Genomic DNA, 13,592 nt, shown 5'->3' with positions numbered 1-13,592 from the left:
CTGCACCCGGGGAACATCGGGCGAATCAGGCAGCTCTCAGGAAAGGGACGGTCGGTGCGGGGCGGGCATCACCGCAGCCTTTAAACTCAATTGCAACTTAAAAATCGGAGGCGGCCAGCTGATGCTGGCCACCTCCATTTTGGTTCTGTAAAGAAATTACTTCTTGACAGCAGCCTTCAGCTTGGAACCAGCGGAGAGCTTCACGCTGTGGCCTGCTGCGATCTGGATGGTCTCGCCCGTCTGCGGGTTGCGGCCGGTGCGAGCTGCACGGTCGGTGCGCTCGATGGAGAGCCAGCCCGGGATGGTGATCTTTTCGCCGGCTGCAACGGAGCTCTCGAATACCGAGAAGAGTGCATCCAGTACGCCGTTTACTGCTGTCTGGCTGGTCTCAGCCTTTGCTGCAACTTCAGCAACCAGTTCGCTACGATTCTTAGCCATGTTTGTCCTCCTGGACGTCAGTAAATCCAATTCCACGCGGTTGCGTGTCAACCACTGCTAGCGAACTTACCAGTTATTCCGCGGGATTCCGGTAAATTTCGGTATTTCTCGGCGTTTTCTGGGTCATTTTCCCCGGATTTCAGGCATATTTCGCTCTCAGCCAACTCATCGCGGGCCATTTTGGGGCGTCCCGGGGCGTGTTTCCCGGCTTGCCGGCCTTGGGCGTTGGGAGCTCTTGGCGCCGCGGGCGAGCCCAGCGCGCGGTGAGATTTCCACTGTCGGGGCTGCCGCCGTCGAACTTTAAATCGCGGCGACGTGGCAAGCTGGCGAGGACGTGCGAAATTTACCCGACGATCGCCAGCTTGCCACGCCGTCAGCGCCCGCGGGCAGCAAAAGGGCAGCAAAAAGGGCAGCAACCCGAAGGTCACCGCCCCTTTACAACCGGAAATCAGTGATTACCAGCTGGACTTCTTGATGCCGGGCAGTTCGCCAGCGTGCGCCATCTTGCGGAAGCGTACACGGGAGATGCCGAACTTCTGGAGCGTTCCACGCGGACGGCCATCGATGGCGTCGCGGTTGCGAACGCGTACCGGTGAGGCGTTGCGGGGGAGCTTCTGCAGGCCCAGGCGGGCCGCTTCGCGCTCTTCGTCGGTGGAGGCCGGGTTAACGAGGGCCTTCTTCAGGGCGAGACGCTTCTCGGCGTAACGCTCTACGATGACCTTGCGCTGCTCGTTCTTCGCGATCATGGACTTCTTAGCCATAGTCTTAGCGCTCCTCTCGGAATTCGACGTGCTGACGGATCTTCGGATCGTACTTTTTCAGAACCAAACGGTCCGGAGTGTTGCGACGGTTCTTGCGGGTCACATACGTGAACCCGGTTCCCGCCGTGCTCTTCAGCTTGATGATTGGACGTACGTCCCTGTCTTTCGCCATTAGAGCTTCACCCCACGTGCCAGAATCTGAGTAACAACGGCGTCAATACCGCGTACGTCGATGACCTTGATGCCCCTGGCAGAAACCTGCAGGGTTACGTTGCGGCGCAGGGAAGGAACCCAGTAGCGCTTCTTCTGAATATTCGGATCGAACCGTCGCTTGTTGCGGCGGTGCGAGTGCGAAATGCTATGCCCAAAGCCCGGCTCGGCTCCGGTCACCTGGCAATGTGCTGCCATGATCACTCCTAATAAATATGTGGATAAGGTTCACTGGTGCAAACCGTGCGCTGAGGCAGCGTCCGCCCTTGGACAGCATTATTCCCACACAACATTTTCATGAAGGATGGAAAGTGCTCTCCGGCGAATACCCGAATGCACGCAACTTGAGCCCCTAACTACCGGCCCGCGGGAGGATAATCACCGCAAACCGGAGCAATTGCACACGCTCCGCGCCACCTAGCGCCTACCCAGTCTAGACGGTGAACGGCGATTATGGCTAATTGGCATACCATACCTGCCGCAGGAAGCGAACGGGCGACGCGGGGATGAATTCCCCGATGTACTTCCGGGACGAATTGGGCCGCCATGTGGACAGGCATGGGGCTGCTGCCTTGATGAAGCACGACGGCGTGACTCACCGCATCAGCGCGGCTGCCGGAACCATCCGGGCCAAATGCCCCAGACCCGTGGGTGCCGCCCTGTAACCGGCGGAATAATCCCGCAGGGGTCCACGTTCAAGCCACTGAGGTTCTGCCCAGCGGCCCAACAGAGCCGAGAGTCCAGCAGAGTCGAGTACGCCGGACATGTTTGAAAGGAAGAACCATGCAAACATTGGGAATCATTGGAAGTGGCAACATTGGCTCGGCAGTCGCCCGGCTCGCCGTTGCCTCGGGCATGAACGTGATCATCGCGAACTCCCGCGGACCAGAGTCTCTCCACCAGCTCATTGAAGAGCTCGGGCCACTTGCCAAGGCTGGCACAGTCGAAGACGCTGCCAACGACGGAGACGCGATCGTGCTCTCCATTCCGCTGCTCGCGGTCAAGGACCTTCCTGCCGGACTGTTGCGGAACAAACTTGTCCTGGATACCAGCAATTACTACCCGTACCGCGACGGTCGCATCACAGAACTCGATGCCGAGGTCATGACAACGAGCGAACTGGTGCATGAATGGCTCGTTGGCGCCCGTCACGTCAAGGCGTTTAGCAATATCCTCGCCCACCACATCCCGCTTCTTTCACGTCACAATGGCGCCGCCGACCGCTCCACCCTTCCCATCGCCTCCGATGACGTCGACGCCAAGCGTGAGGCGGCGGCAATCCTGGACCGGCTCGGATTCGATGCCCTCGATGCCGGAACGCTCGCTGACTCGTGGAAATTCGAGCCCGAGTCCGCCGGGTACACGCGCGTTTACCTCGCCGACCCGGGCACACCCGACGATCAGCTGCTTTCCGCCGAAGCAGGCCCAACGTCGGCCGCTCAGCTCCACGTGGCGCTGGAGTCTGCCACCCGGGTGAAAGTCGCAGACCGTCTCTTCTAAGTTCCCCGTTCACCGGTGGCTTGAGAGGCGTCGCGCCGCACGCTGGAGGGTCGACGCCGTCGTACTCGTTTTGGTGTGATTTATGGCGTTGTTGGCGCGCGGAATTCGGGCCAGCGGGCGGAGAGGTTGTCGCCGGAGGACACCCCGCGCAGGCGGCGGCTGACCCAGGGGCCCACATATTCCCGGGTCCAGGCGGCATTGTCCCTGAGTGTTTCCGCGGTGGTGCGCATCGGGATGGGCAGCATTTCCGGCAGGGGGATGCGGGCGGTTTCGCCGAGCTGTTCGAGCACCCTGTTGGCCATGTTGATGTGGCCGGGGGTGGACATGTGCATGCGGTCGATGCCCCACAGGCGCCAGTCGTCGTATTCGCGGAAGCGCCAGTAGTCGACGAGTTCGGCGCCGTGCGTTTCGGCGACCTCGCGGACCAGCTCGTTGTAGACGGCGGTGCGCCCGCGGATGCTGGCGAAGACCTTGGAGGAGCTGGCGTCGTAGCCGGTGAAGACCAGAACGCGGGCGCCGGTGGCCGCCAGTTTGGCGATGCCGTCCGAGTAATTGGCGATCATGGCATCGATGTTGACCTTGGGGCGCAGGATGTCGTTGATGCCGGAGTAGATGGTGACAAGCGTGGGCTTCATGGCCACGGCAACGTCAATTTGTTCCGTGAGGATCTGCTGCATCTTCTTGCCGCGGATGGCGAGGTTGGCGTATCCGACGGTTTCGTCGGGACGGGCCAGGGCAAGCTGCTCGGCGGTCCTGTCGGCCCAGCCGCGGACCTGGTTGGGGAGCGTGGGGTCCGTGTCACCGAGGCCTTCGGTGAATGAATCACCCAATGCCACATATCGTGCTGAAAATTCCATGCTTGCTCCTTGCCGCCTGCAGTACCCGGCCGCAGCGGTTTTGCGCACGTGACGTCTTCGCTGTTGGCGCGCTGCGGGGTCCGGGATTGATCATGCCAAGTCTATGCGTGGCTGGCCGCCCGGCCCGCTCCCTGCATGGCCCGGCCGGCTGCAGCCCCGGAAGGGCCGGCGGCCCGGGACCAGCGGCCCGGGCGCAGCGGCGACTATGACGCAAGTTCCAGGGCCTCGTCGGCGCGCGCGTCTTCGCCGGCCGCAATCAGTGCGGCATACGCTCCCCCGGCGTCTCGCAGCGCCGACGGTGTCCCCACCTCGGCAAGTTCGCCCGCTGCGAGGACAGCCAGCTGGTCGGCATCCTCCACGGTCGTGAGCCTGTGGGCAATCGTCAGCGTGGTTCGGCCAACAGCCAAGTGGTCGAGCGCCAGCTGGACGGCCGCCTCGGTGGTGTTGTCCAAGGCCGAGGTGGCTTCATCCAGCACCAGCACGCGGGGGTTGCGCAGGATGGTGCGGGCAATGGCCAGCCGCTGCTGCTCTCCGCCGGAGAAGCGGTGCCCGCGGGCACCCACCAGGGTGTCGAGGCCCTCAGGGAGTCCGGCCACAAGGTCTGCGATTTGTGCAGAAGCCAAGGCCTTCCAGAGAGTGGCGTCGTCGGCGTCCGGGGCGGCCAGCTGCAGATTCTCGCGGATGGAGGCGTGCACCAGGTAGCTTTCCTGCGACACCACACCCACAATGCGGGCGAGCACGTCCGGGGCAATGTCGCGCACGTCAACGCCGTCAATCGTGACGCGGCCGCCGGTGACATCGTGCAGCCGGGGCAGCAGCGCACCCAGCGTTGACTTGCCCGAACCGGTGGGGCCAACCACGGCGGTCGTAGTGCCGGCAGGCAGCGCAAGGTTGATGCCGCGCAGAACGTCGGCCCCGTCGTCGTACGCGAAACGGACGTTTTCAAAGCGGACCTCGCCGCGCACCGTGGCCGGGTCCAGCGGAACCGGGTTTTCCGGGGCGGTGATGTCGGGGACCATGTCCAGGTATTCAAAGATGCGGCTGAAGAGCGCCATGGCCGTGACCCATTGGACGCCGAGGTTCAGCAGGCCCATGATGGGGCGGAAAACCGTGGCCTGCAGCGCTGTGAACGCCACGACGGTGCCGATGGTCATGGTGCTTCCGGGCAGTCCGCCGGCGAAGTAAATCACGGCGGGGATGGCCGAGAAGATGATGCTCATCGTCGCCATCCGCCAGCGTCCCGCCAGCTGCGAGCGCAGTTCCAGGCCAATGAGGCGTTCGGAGCTTTCGGTGTAGCGGACGGCGTCGCGGCCGGTGGTGCCGAGGGTTTTGGCCAGGCGCACGCCGGAGATGCTCAGCCCCTCCTCCACATATGTGTTCATGGTGGCGAGTTCGGCCTGCCGGGTGGAGGTGATGTCGCGGCGCAGCAGGGCCACGCGGCGGGAAAACCAGACGGCCGGCGGGATCACTATCAGCGAAAGCAGCGACAGTTGCGGGGAGAGCACAATCATGGCGGCGGCGGTGGCCACGACAGTGGTCAGGTTTGAGGCGACGCCGGTGGCGGTTGAGGTGATGACCGACTGCATGCCGGAGATGTCGTTGTTCAGGCGCGACTGCACCTCGCCGCTGCGGGTCCTGGTGAAGAACGCGAGCGACTGTTTCTGCAGGTGCGTGAACAGCCGGGTGCGCAGCGTGTGCATGATTTTTTGGCCCATGGCCGTAGTCATCCACGTCTGGATCACGCCGATGAATGCGGTTGCGGCGGCCACGGCGATCATTGCGCCGGCCAGCCACGCGAGCATTTTCAGGTCCTTGTTCGGCAGGGCCGTGTCGATGATGCTGCGCACCAGGAACGGCTGCGCCAGGCCAACAATGCTGGAGACGCTGATCAGAAGCACGACGGCGGCGATGGTCACCTTGTGCGGCGCGAACAAGGCCGCGATGCGCTTCAAACTCACGGGATGGAGCTTGACCTGCTTCTTGTCGGCAGGGTCGATGCGGCCGGGACCGCGGGAGTTGAAGTTTGCTGGGCCGGATTCTTCACGGCTGGGTTTTTGTTTTTGCTTGAGGATGTTCTCCGTCATATGCGCCACCTCCAAATGGTGTGCGGGGTGCGGGACTCGCACCAACTAATAGCGAGGTTACCTCACTATGTGGTTGGGTGTCAAGTTTAGTATGCTGTTTGCATGGCCCCTACTGACGATGCACCCGACCTCGGCGAACTTTTTCATGCGGCATTTCGTGGACTGCGCCGCACCTGGGCCGAACAGCTGGCACCGTGGGAACTGACGCCGCACCAATGGCGGGCGCTCATGACCTTGCTGCGGGGGCGGCGGGCATCGGGCAGCGGTGAGCCCGGCGCTGGGCCGGGAACGGACGGGGCTGGTGGCGCTGATTGCGACGTGTCCGGCGACGTCCGATTGAAGGATCTGGCCGAACGGCTGCGCATTGCCCCGCGGTCGGCCACCGAGGTGGTCGACCAGCTTGAGGCCAAGGGTCTGGTCCGCCGCGACCCTGACCCCACCGACAGGCGGGCCACCCTGATCGTGGCCACCGCGGCGGGACAGCAGCTCTTTGCCGACGTCCAAGCCGAACGCCGCGACAAGTCAAGTGAGTACTTCGCCCGGCTCGGCGCGCAGGACCGCGCGGAGCTGGCCCGAATCTTGGGTCAGCTCCGGGATTGACCGCTTTTTCACCCCGCTGCGTCCTGGCTGATCCGCTTCATCCACGGCTTCATCCACGGCTTCATCCACGAAAAAGCGTCTGGGCCGCGAGTCAGCTGTTGGGCAACCGCTGACTCGCGGGCCTGACGCTTTTTGGCGGGATCCGGAGGGACGAACCTGCGGCCCAGACGCTTTTTCGTGGGCAGCGGAGGGACGAACCCGCGGCGCAGGCGCTTTTTCGTGGGAGGGGCGGACTGACGTGACTACGCCTGCGGCGTCCCGGCGATATTGACGAGCCACGGCACACCGAACTTGTCGGTCAACATGCCAAAGGTGTCACCCCACGGCGCCTTGGCAAGAGGTTCGGCCACGGTTGCCCCGTCGGCCAGCTTGTCCCACCAGCCGCGCAACACGGCTTCCTCGTCACCGGAAAGCGAAACGCTGGAGTTGTCCGTGAGCGCCATGGATGCGGGCAGGTCGGCTCCCATGAGCACCACGTCGTTGTCGCCGGTCAGCATGCCGTGCATGATCAAGTCCTTTTCGACCGGATCCTGGGATGCCTGGAAGTCGCCGAAGGTGCTCAGCTCCAGCGTGCCGCCAAAGACGCCGTGGTAAAACTCCATGGCATCGCGGGCGTTGTCACGGAAGTTCAGATAGGGGTTCAGTCGGGTGGCCATATTGCTGCTCCTTGATAGGCAGAACTGGATGGGCGGAACTAGTCGGTGACTGAAATTATGCCCCGATTCGGTGCCCGTGTCAGCCCCTGGCAGCGGACTTTATGAAAGCGCCTGGCCCTTCCGCCAGTAGCCCATGAACGCCACCGCGTTCCTGTCCATGCCAACGTCGCGGACCAGGTAGCGGCGCAGTCCGCGGATGGCTGCGGCCTCCCCGGCGATCCACGCGTACAGGCCGTGGCCGGTGGCGGCAGCAGGGGTCTCCCACAGGATGGTCGCATCAACGTCCACATCTTCGGGCTCCTCGCCCACCGCGCAGGCAGCGGGCACCACCAGGGAGCGGACCTGCCGTGACATTATCTCGCCGTGCGGGTTGTCCCCCCGTGCCAGCCACTGAACTTCCACGCTGGCCGGCGTTGCAATGTCAAGGAAGTCGGCGGCGGTGGGCACCTCAAGGACGGCATGGCCGCTGACGTGCGCGGGCAGCGTTTCAAGAATGGCGGCGATGGCAGGAACAGCGGTTTCGTCGCCCACGAGCAGTACACGGCCGGACTCGCCGGGGGCAAATTCAATGCCCAGGCAGTCACCCCACCGCGCGCACGGACCCACCAGCAGCAAGGTGTCCCCCGGTTGTGCAGAGGCTGCCCAGTTGGCCGCCGGACCGGATCCGCCGTCCAGGTGCAGGACGAAGTCGATGTCCAGCTCTGCCGGCACTGCGGGCGTTGAACCCGTGGCAGGGACCTCCGGACGCAGGGCACGAACGGTGTAGGTGCGCATTACACCGCGCACCGATTCGTCCACGGCAAGCCAGCTTTGGTACCAGTCGTCCTGCAGCGAGCCGCGGATGTTGCTCAGCTCCGGCAGCGCATGGCCGGGCGAGGGGATCATGACCTTGACGCGCAGGTCCAGGGTCTCGCCGGCGGCGTTGGAGCCGAAGAGGGCGAGGTCCGAACCCGTAAAGGTGATGCGGCGGAAATGTTCGCTCAATTGCGCCACGGCACTGACCCGCAGGTCGAAGGCGCGCATGGGCTTGATGGGATCCGCCTCGAGCCCCATTGCTGTCGAGACTGATGAAACATCCAGGATTGCCGAACTCATGCCTGTACTCCTTCCGCCGCGGGCACGAGCCCCGGCTCAACATCTGACGGCTCAACTTTTGCGGGCGCAACATCCGACAACCCAACTTCTGACAGGCGGGATGCCGCCGCATCGGCCAGCAGGGCGGCACGGCGGCCGATCGGGACAACCATGGGCGTGCCCACGACAGGGTCCGGGACCACCACCGATTCCAGGCCAAACACGTCGTGGACCAGCTCCGCCGTCAGCACCGTCGCCGGAGCGCCCTGGGCGACGATGGCTCCGGACTTCATGGCGATCAGGTGGTCCGCGTAGCGCGCCGCCAAATTCAAGTCGTGCAACACAATCGCCACAGTAATTCCGCGGCGCGCGTTGAGCTCGGACACCACATCCAAAACCTCCACCTGATGGGCCAAATCCAGGTAGGTGGTGGGTTCATCCAACAGCAGGACCTCGGTTTCCTGCGCCAGCGCCATGGCGATCCAAACGCGTTGGCGCTGCCCGCCGGACAGCTCGTCGATGCTGCGCCCGGCCAGCTCGGCCGTGCCCGTGACGTTCAGCGCGGCGGCGACGGCATCGTCGTCGTCCGGGGTCCACTGCCGGAACCAGCCCTGGTGCGGACTGCGGCCGCGCCCCACGAGATCGGCCACGCTGATGCCGTCCGGCGCCGTGGGGGTTTGCGGCAGGATGCCCAGTTCACGGGCCAATTCGCGGGTGGGCACCTTGTGAATGTCGGTCCCATTCAGATGCACGACGCCGGCACCGGCCTTGAGCAGCCTGGCCAACCCGCGCAGCAGCGTGGACTTGCCGCAGGCGTTGGCCCCGACAATGATGGTCACCTTGCCCGCAGGCAATTCGACGTCGAGGTTCTCCACGATGGACCGTTCCCCGTAGGCAAGGGACAGCCCGCGGGCGGACAGCGTGGCGGCACGCTTGCGGTCAATGGGGTGGGATGCAGTTTTGGTCATCTCAGCCTCCTTGGTTGGCGCGGTTGGAAGAGATCAGCAGCCAGAGCAGGAACGGGGCGCCCAGCGCTCCCGTGACCACCCCGACCGGCAGCGAGGCCCCGGGGATGGCGTTGACTGCCGCGAAATTTGCGGCGAGCACGATGGCCGCGCCCACCAGTGCGGACAGCGGCAGGCTGGCGGCTCCGCCGTTGAGGCGTTTGGCGATGGGCCCCGACAGGAACGCCACGAACGCGATCGGCCCGGCGGCCGCCGTTGGCAGGGCGGCCAGGAGCACACCCATGACTGTCAGCAGCACCCGGGCGCGCGGCACGTTGAAGCCGAGTCCGGCCGCGGTGTCATCGCCCAGGGACAGGCCGCGCAAGTCCCGCGACCCGATGGCGGCGAATGGCACCAGCAGAAGCAGCGCCGCGGCCAGGATGGCGACCCGTTCCCAGTTGGCCGAGTTCAGCGAGCCGGTCAGCCACACCATGATTTCCTGGGCGCTGGTCGTATCGGCCCGGGACAGCAGGAACGTGACGGCGGCCTGCATGAAGGCGGCCGCACCAATGCCGATGAGGATCAGCCCGGTGCCGCCGCGCCCCCGCGCCAGCGTGGTGATGAGCAGCGCGACGGCCAGCGCGCCAATGATCGCAGCCACGGAGATTCCTGCGCCGCGAATGCCGAACAGCACGATGGCGGCAACGGCCGTGGCGCTGGCCCCGTAGCTGATGCCGATGATGTCGGGGCTGGCGAGCGGATTGCGCAGCATGGTCTGGAAGACGGCGCCTGCCGCCCCGAAGGACGCGCCGGCCAGCAAGCCCAGGAGCGCCTGCGGCAGCTTGTTTTCCATGACGATGAAGCTCGCGCCCGGGATGTTCTTCCCGCCCAGCATGGCAACGAAGTCTGGGATGGTGACGGTGTAGCTGCCCAGCAGGATGTTCACGGCCAGCAAGCCAAGCACCAGCAGGCCCAGGCATCCGGCGAGCACGGCACGACGGCGGCGCGGGGCCTTGCGTTGTTCGCGCACCCAGGCGCCGCTTGCCAGTCCGCTGCCGGTTCCCGGGTGCATACCGGCCTGGGCGCCGGCCTGGGCGCCGGCCTGGGCGCCGGCGTCGACTGCGGCGGGCGTGCCGGTTCCCGGGCGGGCGCCGGACTTTTCCACAACGCTCACAGTTCTGCCTGCTTTCCGCGACGCACCACGGCAATGAAGACCGGGGCGCCCATCATGGCCGCCAAAATGCCGGCAGGCACCTCGCCGGGGAGAAGGATCACGCGTCCGACCACGTCGGCCAGCAGCAAAATCGCCGGGGCCGCCAGAAGTGACAACGGCAGCAGCCAGCGGTAGTCGGGGCCAACCAGGCCGCGCAGCAGGTGCGGAACCACCAGCCCGATAAAGGCGATGGGCCCGGCCAGTGCCGTGGCCGAGCCACACAGCAGCACAATGCCCACCGCAGAGACGGTTCGCCCCAGGCCGGGACGCTGACCCAAGCCGCGGGCCATGTCGTCGCCCAGGGCCAAGGTGTTCAGGAGCCGCCCGGTGGACAGCAGAATGATGGCGCCCACAAGCACAAACGGCAGCACTGAAAGGACGGAGTCCCATGATTTCCCGGCGAGCGCGCCCACCTGCCAGCTGCGGAACAGCTCCAGGGAGTCCTGACTGGTGACCAGCATGGCACTCATCAGCGATCCCATGCCCGCTGCCATTGCGGCCCCGGCCAGGGCAAGTTTCACCGGGGTTGCCCCGGTGCGGCCCAGGCTGGCCACCGCATAAACCACGACGGCGGCAACTGCACTGCCGCCGAAGGCAAACCACAGGTAGCTGGAGACACCTGCCGCGCCAAAGAAGAAGATGCCGGCCACCACGGCCAGTGCGGCTCCGGCGTTGATCCCCAGGATGCCGGGATCCGCAAGGGGGTTGCGGGCAACGCCCTGCATGGAGGTTCCGGCCAAGCCCAGCGACAAGCCAACAACCAGGCCTGCGACGGTGCGCACCATGCGCGAGGAAACCACGGCGTGCTCGCCGTTGGTCGGGTCAAAGTTGAACACGGCGTCCACCACTGCCGGCAGGGGAATGCTGCGGGCGCCCACGGCCAGCGACAACAGGACGACCAGGACCAGAACGGCAACCAGCGCCATCAGCCACACGAGGCGGCGCCGGTTGCTGAACGTCCGCGCCCCGGGGGCGGCTCCCTTGCCTCCGGGCGCAGCTCCGGGCTCAGCATTCCGCGCTCCGGGCGCAGCTTCGGGCGCAGCAACGGAACCCGGCGTGCGGGTGCCCCGGGTGACCCCGGCGGCAGCGGAGGAAGGCAGCGAAGCCGTTTCCGGCGTCGAACCTTCCTTCGCAACAGCTGGTGCGCTTGTCACTGGCGGCTTCCTTAGGCCTTGTCCGCTGCGGCGCCGAGCAGGGGCAGGAACTTGTCCAGCGTCCACGGCAGGCTCAACGGGGACGAGGCGGAGATGGAGAGCGTGAGGGTGTTGTCGGAGTCAGTGACAAAGGCGCCCTTTTTGACGGCCGGGATCTGGCCCAGCAGGGGATCCTTCACGATCGCATCCTTGGCCTTCTCATCGGCCACCCAGCTGACAAACACCTGGGAATCGAGTTCATTGGCCTTCTCGGCGGACCAGGGCAGGAAGAAGGCATCGACACCCTTTTCCGCTGCAACGATGACCGGTGCCAGCTCCATCCCGATGCTGCTCAGGAACTTGGGCCGGTTGTCCCCGGAGGTGAAGACGCTGACGGCTTCCGCGGCGCCGGGGTCCAGGTTGCCGTAAATGAAAGTCTTGCCCTTGATGGACGGGTACTTTGCGGCCTGGTCCGTGATGGTCTTCTCGGTGGCGGCGATGAGGTCCTTGGCCGCTGCCGACTTGCCCAGTGCCGCGCCGATCATGGTGGTGGAATCCTGCCATGACGTGCCATAGGCGGTCTTCGGGAAGGCGATGACCGGGGCGATCTTGCTCAGCTTGTCGTAGTCTTCCTGGGTCAGGCCCGAGTAGGCGGCCAGGATGATGTCCGGGTTGGTCTTGGCGATTTCGGTGAAATTGACGCCGTCGTCCTCCGAGTACAGCGCGGGCGCCTTGTCGGTGCCGATGGCGGCGCCGGCCTTTTCCAGGGCGGCATCCTTCCATGGCGTGGAGCCTTGTTCGTTGCCGCCCCATTCATTTTTGGGCATGCCCACCGGGACAACGCCCAGGGCGATGGCAACGTCGTCGTTGACCCAGGAAACCGTGGCCACGCGCTGCGGGGCCGACTTGATGACGGTTTCACCATAAATGTGCTTGACCGTGACGGGGAAGGTGTCAGTGGAGGCCTGCGTGCCTTGTGGGCTGGAATCGCCCACGGCACCGGTTGAGCAGCCTGCCAGTCCGACTCCCAAAGCTGCAACAGATGCAAAAAGGCCCAGCTTCAGGCCCTGACGACGTGAAAATTCCAATGCATGTCCTAACGATGACCCCACCACAAGGCTTGCCACGCTTAGGCAAGCCTTAGCTACGTTACGGCATTAAATTGCATTAAGAAACATTTTGCTGCCCTATTCCGCGTATGGGCAATCTCACATTTGCCTACGGAGCAACGGTGGGGTGCGGCCGGGACGGGCGCGCCGGACCAAGTTTCGCAGCTAGGGCGCGGGCGTGCGCAGCGTCCAGTGCGACTCATCCAGGCCCCGCATGAGCTTGCGCCCGATGCGGGCCAGGTCGGCAACGTCGCGTGCGTCCAGCCGGTCAAAGACCACGGACCGGACGGTTTCCACATGCACGGGCGCCAACTCGCGAACGAGCTCCAGCCCGACGGCGGTGATGGTGACCTCGGTGACGCGGGCATCCTCCACTTGCACCGACCGCTCCACATAGCCGCGACCCTGCAGCTTCCGCACCACATGCGACAGCCTGGACAGCGATGCGCTGGTCCGGGCTGCCAACTCGCTCATGGGCAGGGTCGCCGTCCCGGCCTCCGAGAGCATGGCCAGGACGTTGTATTCAAAAAGGGACAACTTGGCTGCCTGCTGCAGCGGGGCCTCGAACGCGCCGGGCAGCAAGGTCACGGTGGACAGCAATGCCAGCCACGCAGCACGTTCGTCGGCGCTCAACCAGCGCGGATCCATCTCAGTCATGGCGCCATCTTTCCACGATTCCGGCACGTCGAAGCAGCACCCCGCACTTTTACTTGACACTTCAGCCATTCAAGCGGCCGGCCCGGCACATCCTCGATTCCGGAAATGCCGCCGCTCCCGCATTATGCCGCGGTGCACCCTCCGGCGGCATAATGCGGGAGCGGCGGCATTTATCGCACTTTCCCACTCCAGGCATCAGCTGCGCCGGCGTGTACTACGCGCGGTCGACCGTCATCGCGCGGAAGACGGGCTCCAGCGACGCCGGAACAGGTTCATACATACCCCGATCGGGGCCCGAAAGCATGGACGCCTGATTCCAAATCTCCGGAGTCACGCCGGAAACGGTCGGACTCTAG

General features: G+C 64.9%; 16 protein-coding genes. 3 read left to right on the top strand and 13 right to left on the bottom strand.

Going from position 1 to position 13,592, the window contains the following annotated elements; genetic code table 11:
• Positions 1-156 precede the first annotated feature (156 nt).
• The 4 genes from ACT3TS_RS10515 to rpmB all read right to left on the bottom strand — a co-directional run bounded on the left by ACT3TS_RS10515 (position 157) and on the right by rpmB (position 1,607).
• Positions 157-438 carry an HU family DNA-binding protein gene (locus tag ACT3TS_RS10515; protein ID WP_038465691.1) on the bottom strand — a complete coding sequence of 94 codons (282 nt, stop codon included), beginning with the start codon at positions 436-438 and terminating at the stop codon, positions 157-159.
• A 455-nt stretch (positions 439-893) separates the two neighbouring features.
• A complete protein-coding gene (rpsN, locus tag ACT3TS_RS10510) occupies positions 894-1,199 on the bottom strand; it encodes a 30S ribosomal protein S14 (protein WP_038465689.1) in 306 nt (101 codons plus the stop codon).
• Positions 1,200-1,203: 4 nt separating this feature from the next.
• The gene (gene rpmG / locus ACT3TS_RS10505; protein ID WP_038465687.1) at positions 1,204-1,371 is read right to left on the bottom strand and encodes a 50S ribosomal protein L33; all 168 of its coding nucleotides are present in this window, start codon (positions 1,369-1,371) and stop codon (positions 1,204-1,206) included.
• Positions 1,371-1,607 carry a 50S ribosomal protein L28 gene (rpmB, locus tag ACT3TS_RS10500; RefSeq protein WP_444531459.1) on the bottom strand — a complete coding sequence of 79 codons (237 nt, stop codon included), beginning with the start codon at positions 1,605-1,607 and terminating at the stop codon, positions 1,371-1,373. Before rpmB ends, rpmG begins: the two co-directional genes overlap by 1 nt.
• Before the next feature lie 308 nt (positions 1,608-1,915).
• Between rpmB and ACT3TS_RS10495 the strand changes: the two genes are divergently transcribed.
• Together ACT3TS_RS10495 and ACT3TS_RS10490 are read left to right on the top strand one after the other, a co-directional pair.
• Complete coding sequence (locus ACT3TS_RS10495) at positions 1,916-2,074, top strand: hypothetical protein (RefSeq protein WP_444531458.1); 159 nt, start codon at positions 1,916-1,918, stop codon at positions 2,072-2,074.
• Complete coding sequence (locus ACT3TS_RS10490) at positions 2,061-2,909, top strand: NADPH-dependent F420 reductase (protein WP_444531457.1); 849 nt, start codon at positions 2,061-2,063, stop codon at positions 2,907-2,909. The genes ACT3TS_RS10495 and ACT3TS_RS10490 overlap by 14 nt, the downstream gene beginning before the upstream one ends.
• An 80-nt stretch (positions 2,910-2,989) precedes the next feature.
• On the opposite strand, the gene ACT3TS_RS10485 is transcribed toward ACT3TS_RS10490, so the two are convergent.
• Positions 2,990-3,766, bottom strand: a complete 777-nt coding sequence (locus ACT3TS_RS10485) for an SGNH/GDSL hydrolase family protein (RefSeq protein ID WP_444531456.1) — start codon at positions 3,764-3,766, stop codon at positions 2,990-2,992.
• Between the two features lie 203 nt (positions 3,767-3,969).
• Complete coding sequence (locus ACT3TS_RS10480) at positions 3,970-5,850, bottom strand: ABC transporter ATP-binding protein (protein ID WP_444531455.1); 1,881 nt, start codon at positions 5,848-5,850, stop codon at positions 3,970-3,972.
• Between the two features lie 102 nt (positions 5,851-5,952).
• Between ACT3TS_RS10480 and ACT3TS_RS10475 the strand changes: the two genes are divergently transcribed.
• A complete protein-coding gene (locus ACT3TS_RS10475; RefSeq protein ID WP_444531454.1) occupies positions 5,953-6,450 on the top strand; it encodes a MarR family winged helix-turn-helix transcriptional regulator in 498 nt (165 codons plus the stop codon).
• A 242-nt stretch (positions 6,451-6,692) separates the two neighbouring features.
• On the opposite strand, the gene ACT3TS_RS10470 is transcribed toward ACT3TS_RS10475, so the two are convergent.
• The 7 genes from ACT3TS_RS10470 to ACT3TS_RS10440 all read right to left on the bottom strand — a co-directional run bounded on the left by ACT3TS_RS10470 (position 6,693) and on the right by ACT3TS_RS10440 (position 13,236).
• Complete coding sequence (locus ACT3TS_RS10470) at positions 6,693-7,106, bottom strand: VOC family protein (protein WP_444531453.1); 414 nt, start codon at positions 7,104-7,106, stop codon at positions 6,693-6,695.
• A 99-nt stretch (positions 7,107-7,205) separates the two neighbouring features.
• The gene (locus ACT3TS_RS10465) at positions 7,206-8,201 is read right to left on the bottom strand and encodes a siderophore-interacting protein (protein WP_444531452.1); all 996 of its coding nucleotides are present in this window, start codon (positions 8,199-8,201) and stop codon (positions 7,206-7,208) included.
• On the bottom strand, positions 8,198-9,148 hold the full coding sequence (locus ACT3TS_RS10460; RefSeq protein WP_444531451.1) for an ABC transporter ATP-binding protein: 951 nt from the start codon (positions 9,146-9,148) through the stop codon (positions 8,198-8,200). The genes ACT3TS_RS10465 and ACT3TS_RS10460 overlap by 4 nt, the downstream gene beginning before the upstream one ends.
• A 1-nt stretch (position 9,149) precedes the next feature.
• Positions 9,150-10,298: a FecCD family ABC transporter permease gene (locus tag ACT3TS_RS10455; RefSeq protein WP_444531450.1), complete on the bottom strand. Its 1,149-nt coding sequence runs from the start codon at positions 10,296-10,298 to the stop codon at positions 9,150-9,152.
• Entirely contained in the window at positions 10,295-11,491 is a 1,197-nt protein-coding gene (locus ACT3TS_RS10450; RefSeq protein ID WP_444531449.1) for a FecCD family ABC transporter permease, read from the bottom strand. Before ACT3TS_RS10450 ends, ACT3TS_RS10455 begins: the two co-directional genes overlap by 4 nt.
• Before the next feature lie 11 nt (positions 11,492-11,502).
• Complete coding sequence (locus tag ACT3TS_RS10445) at positions 11,503-12,558, bottom strand: iron-siderophore ABC transporter substrate-binding protein (RefSeq protein ID WP_444531448.1); 1,056 nt, start codon at positions 12,556-12,558, stop codon at positions 11,503-11,505.
• A 186-nt stretch (positions 12,559-12,744) separates the two neighbouring features.
• Complete coding sequence (locus tag ACT3TS_RS10440; protein ID WP_444531447.1) at positions 12,745-13,236, bottom strand: MarR family winged helix-turn-helix transcriptional regulator; 492 nt, start codon at positions 13,234-13,236, stop codon at positions 12,745-12,747.
• Between the last annotated feature and the right edge of the window lie 356 nt (positions 13,237-13,592).

The sequence above is a fragment of the Specibacter sp. AOP5-B1-6 genome (genome assembly GCF_052376555.1).
Classification (GTDB): domain Bacteria; phylum Actinomycetota; class Actinomycetes; order Actinomycetales; family Micrococcaceae; genus Specibacter.
Note: the sequence above shows the minus strand (reverse complement) of the source record. Positions and strands in the feature narration are given on the sequence as shown.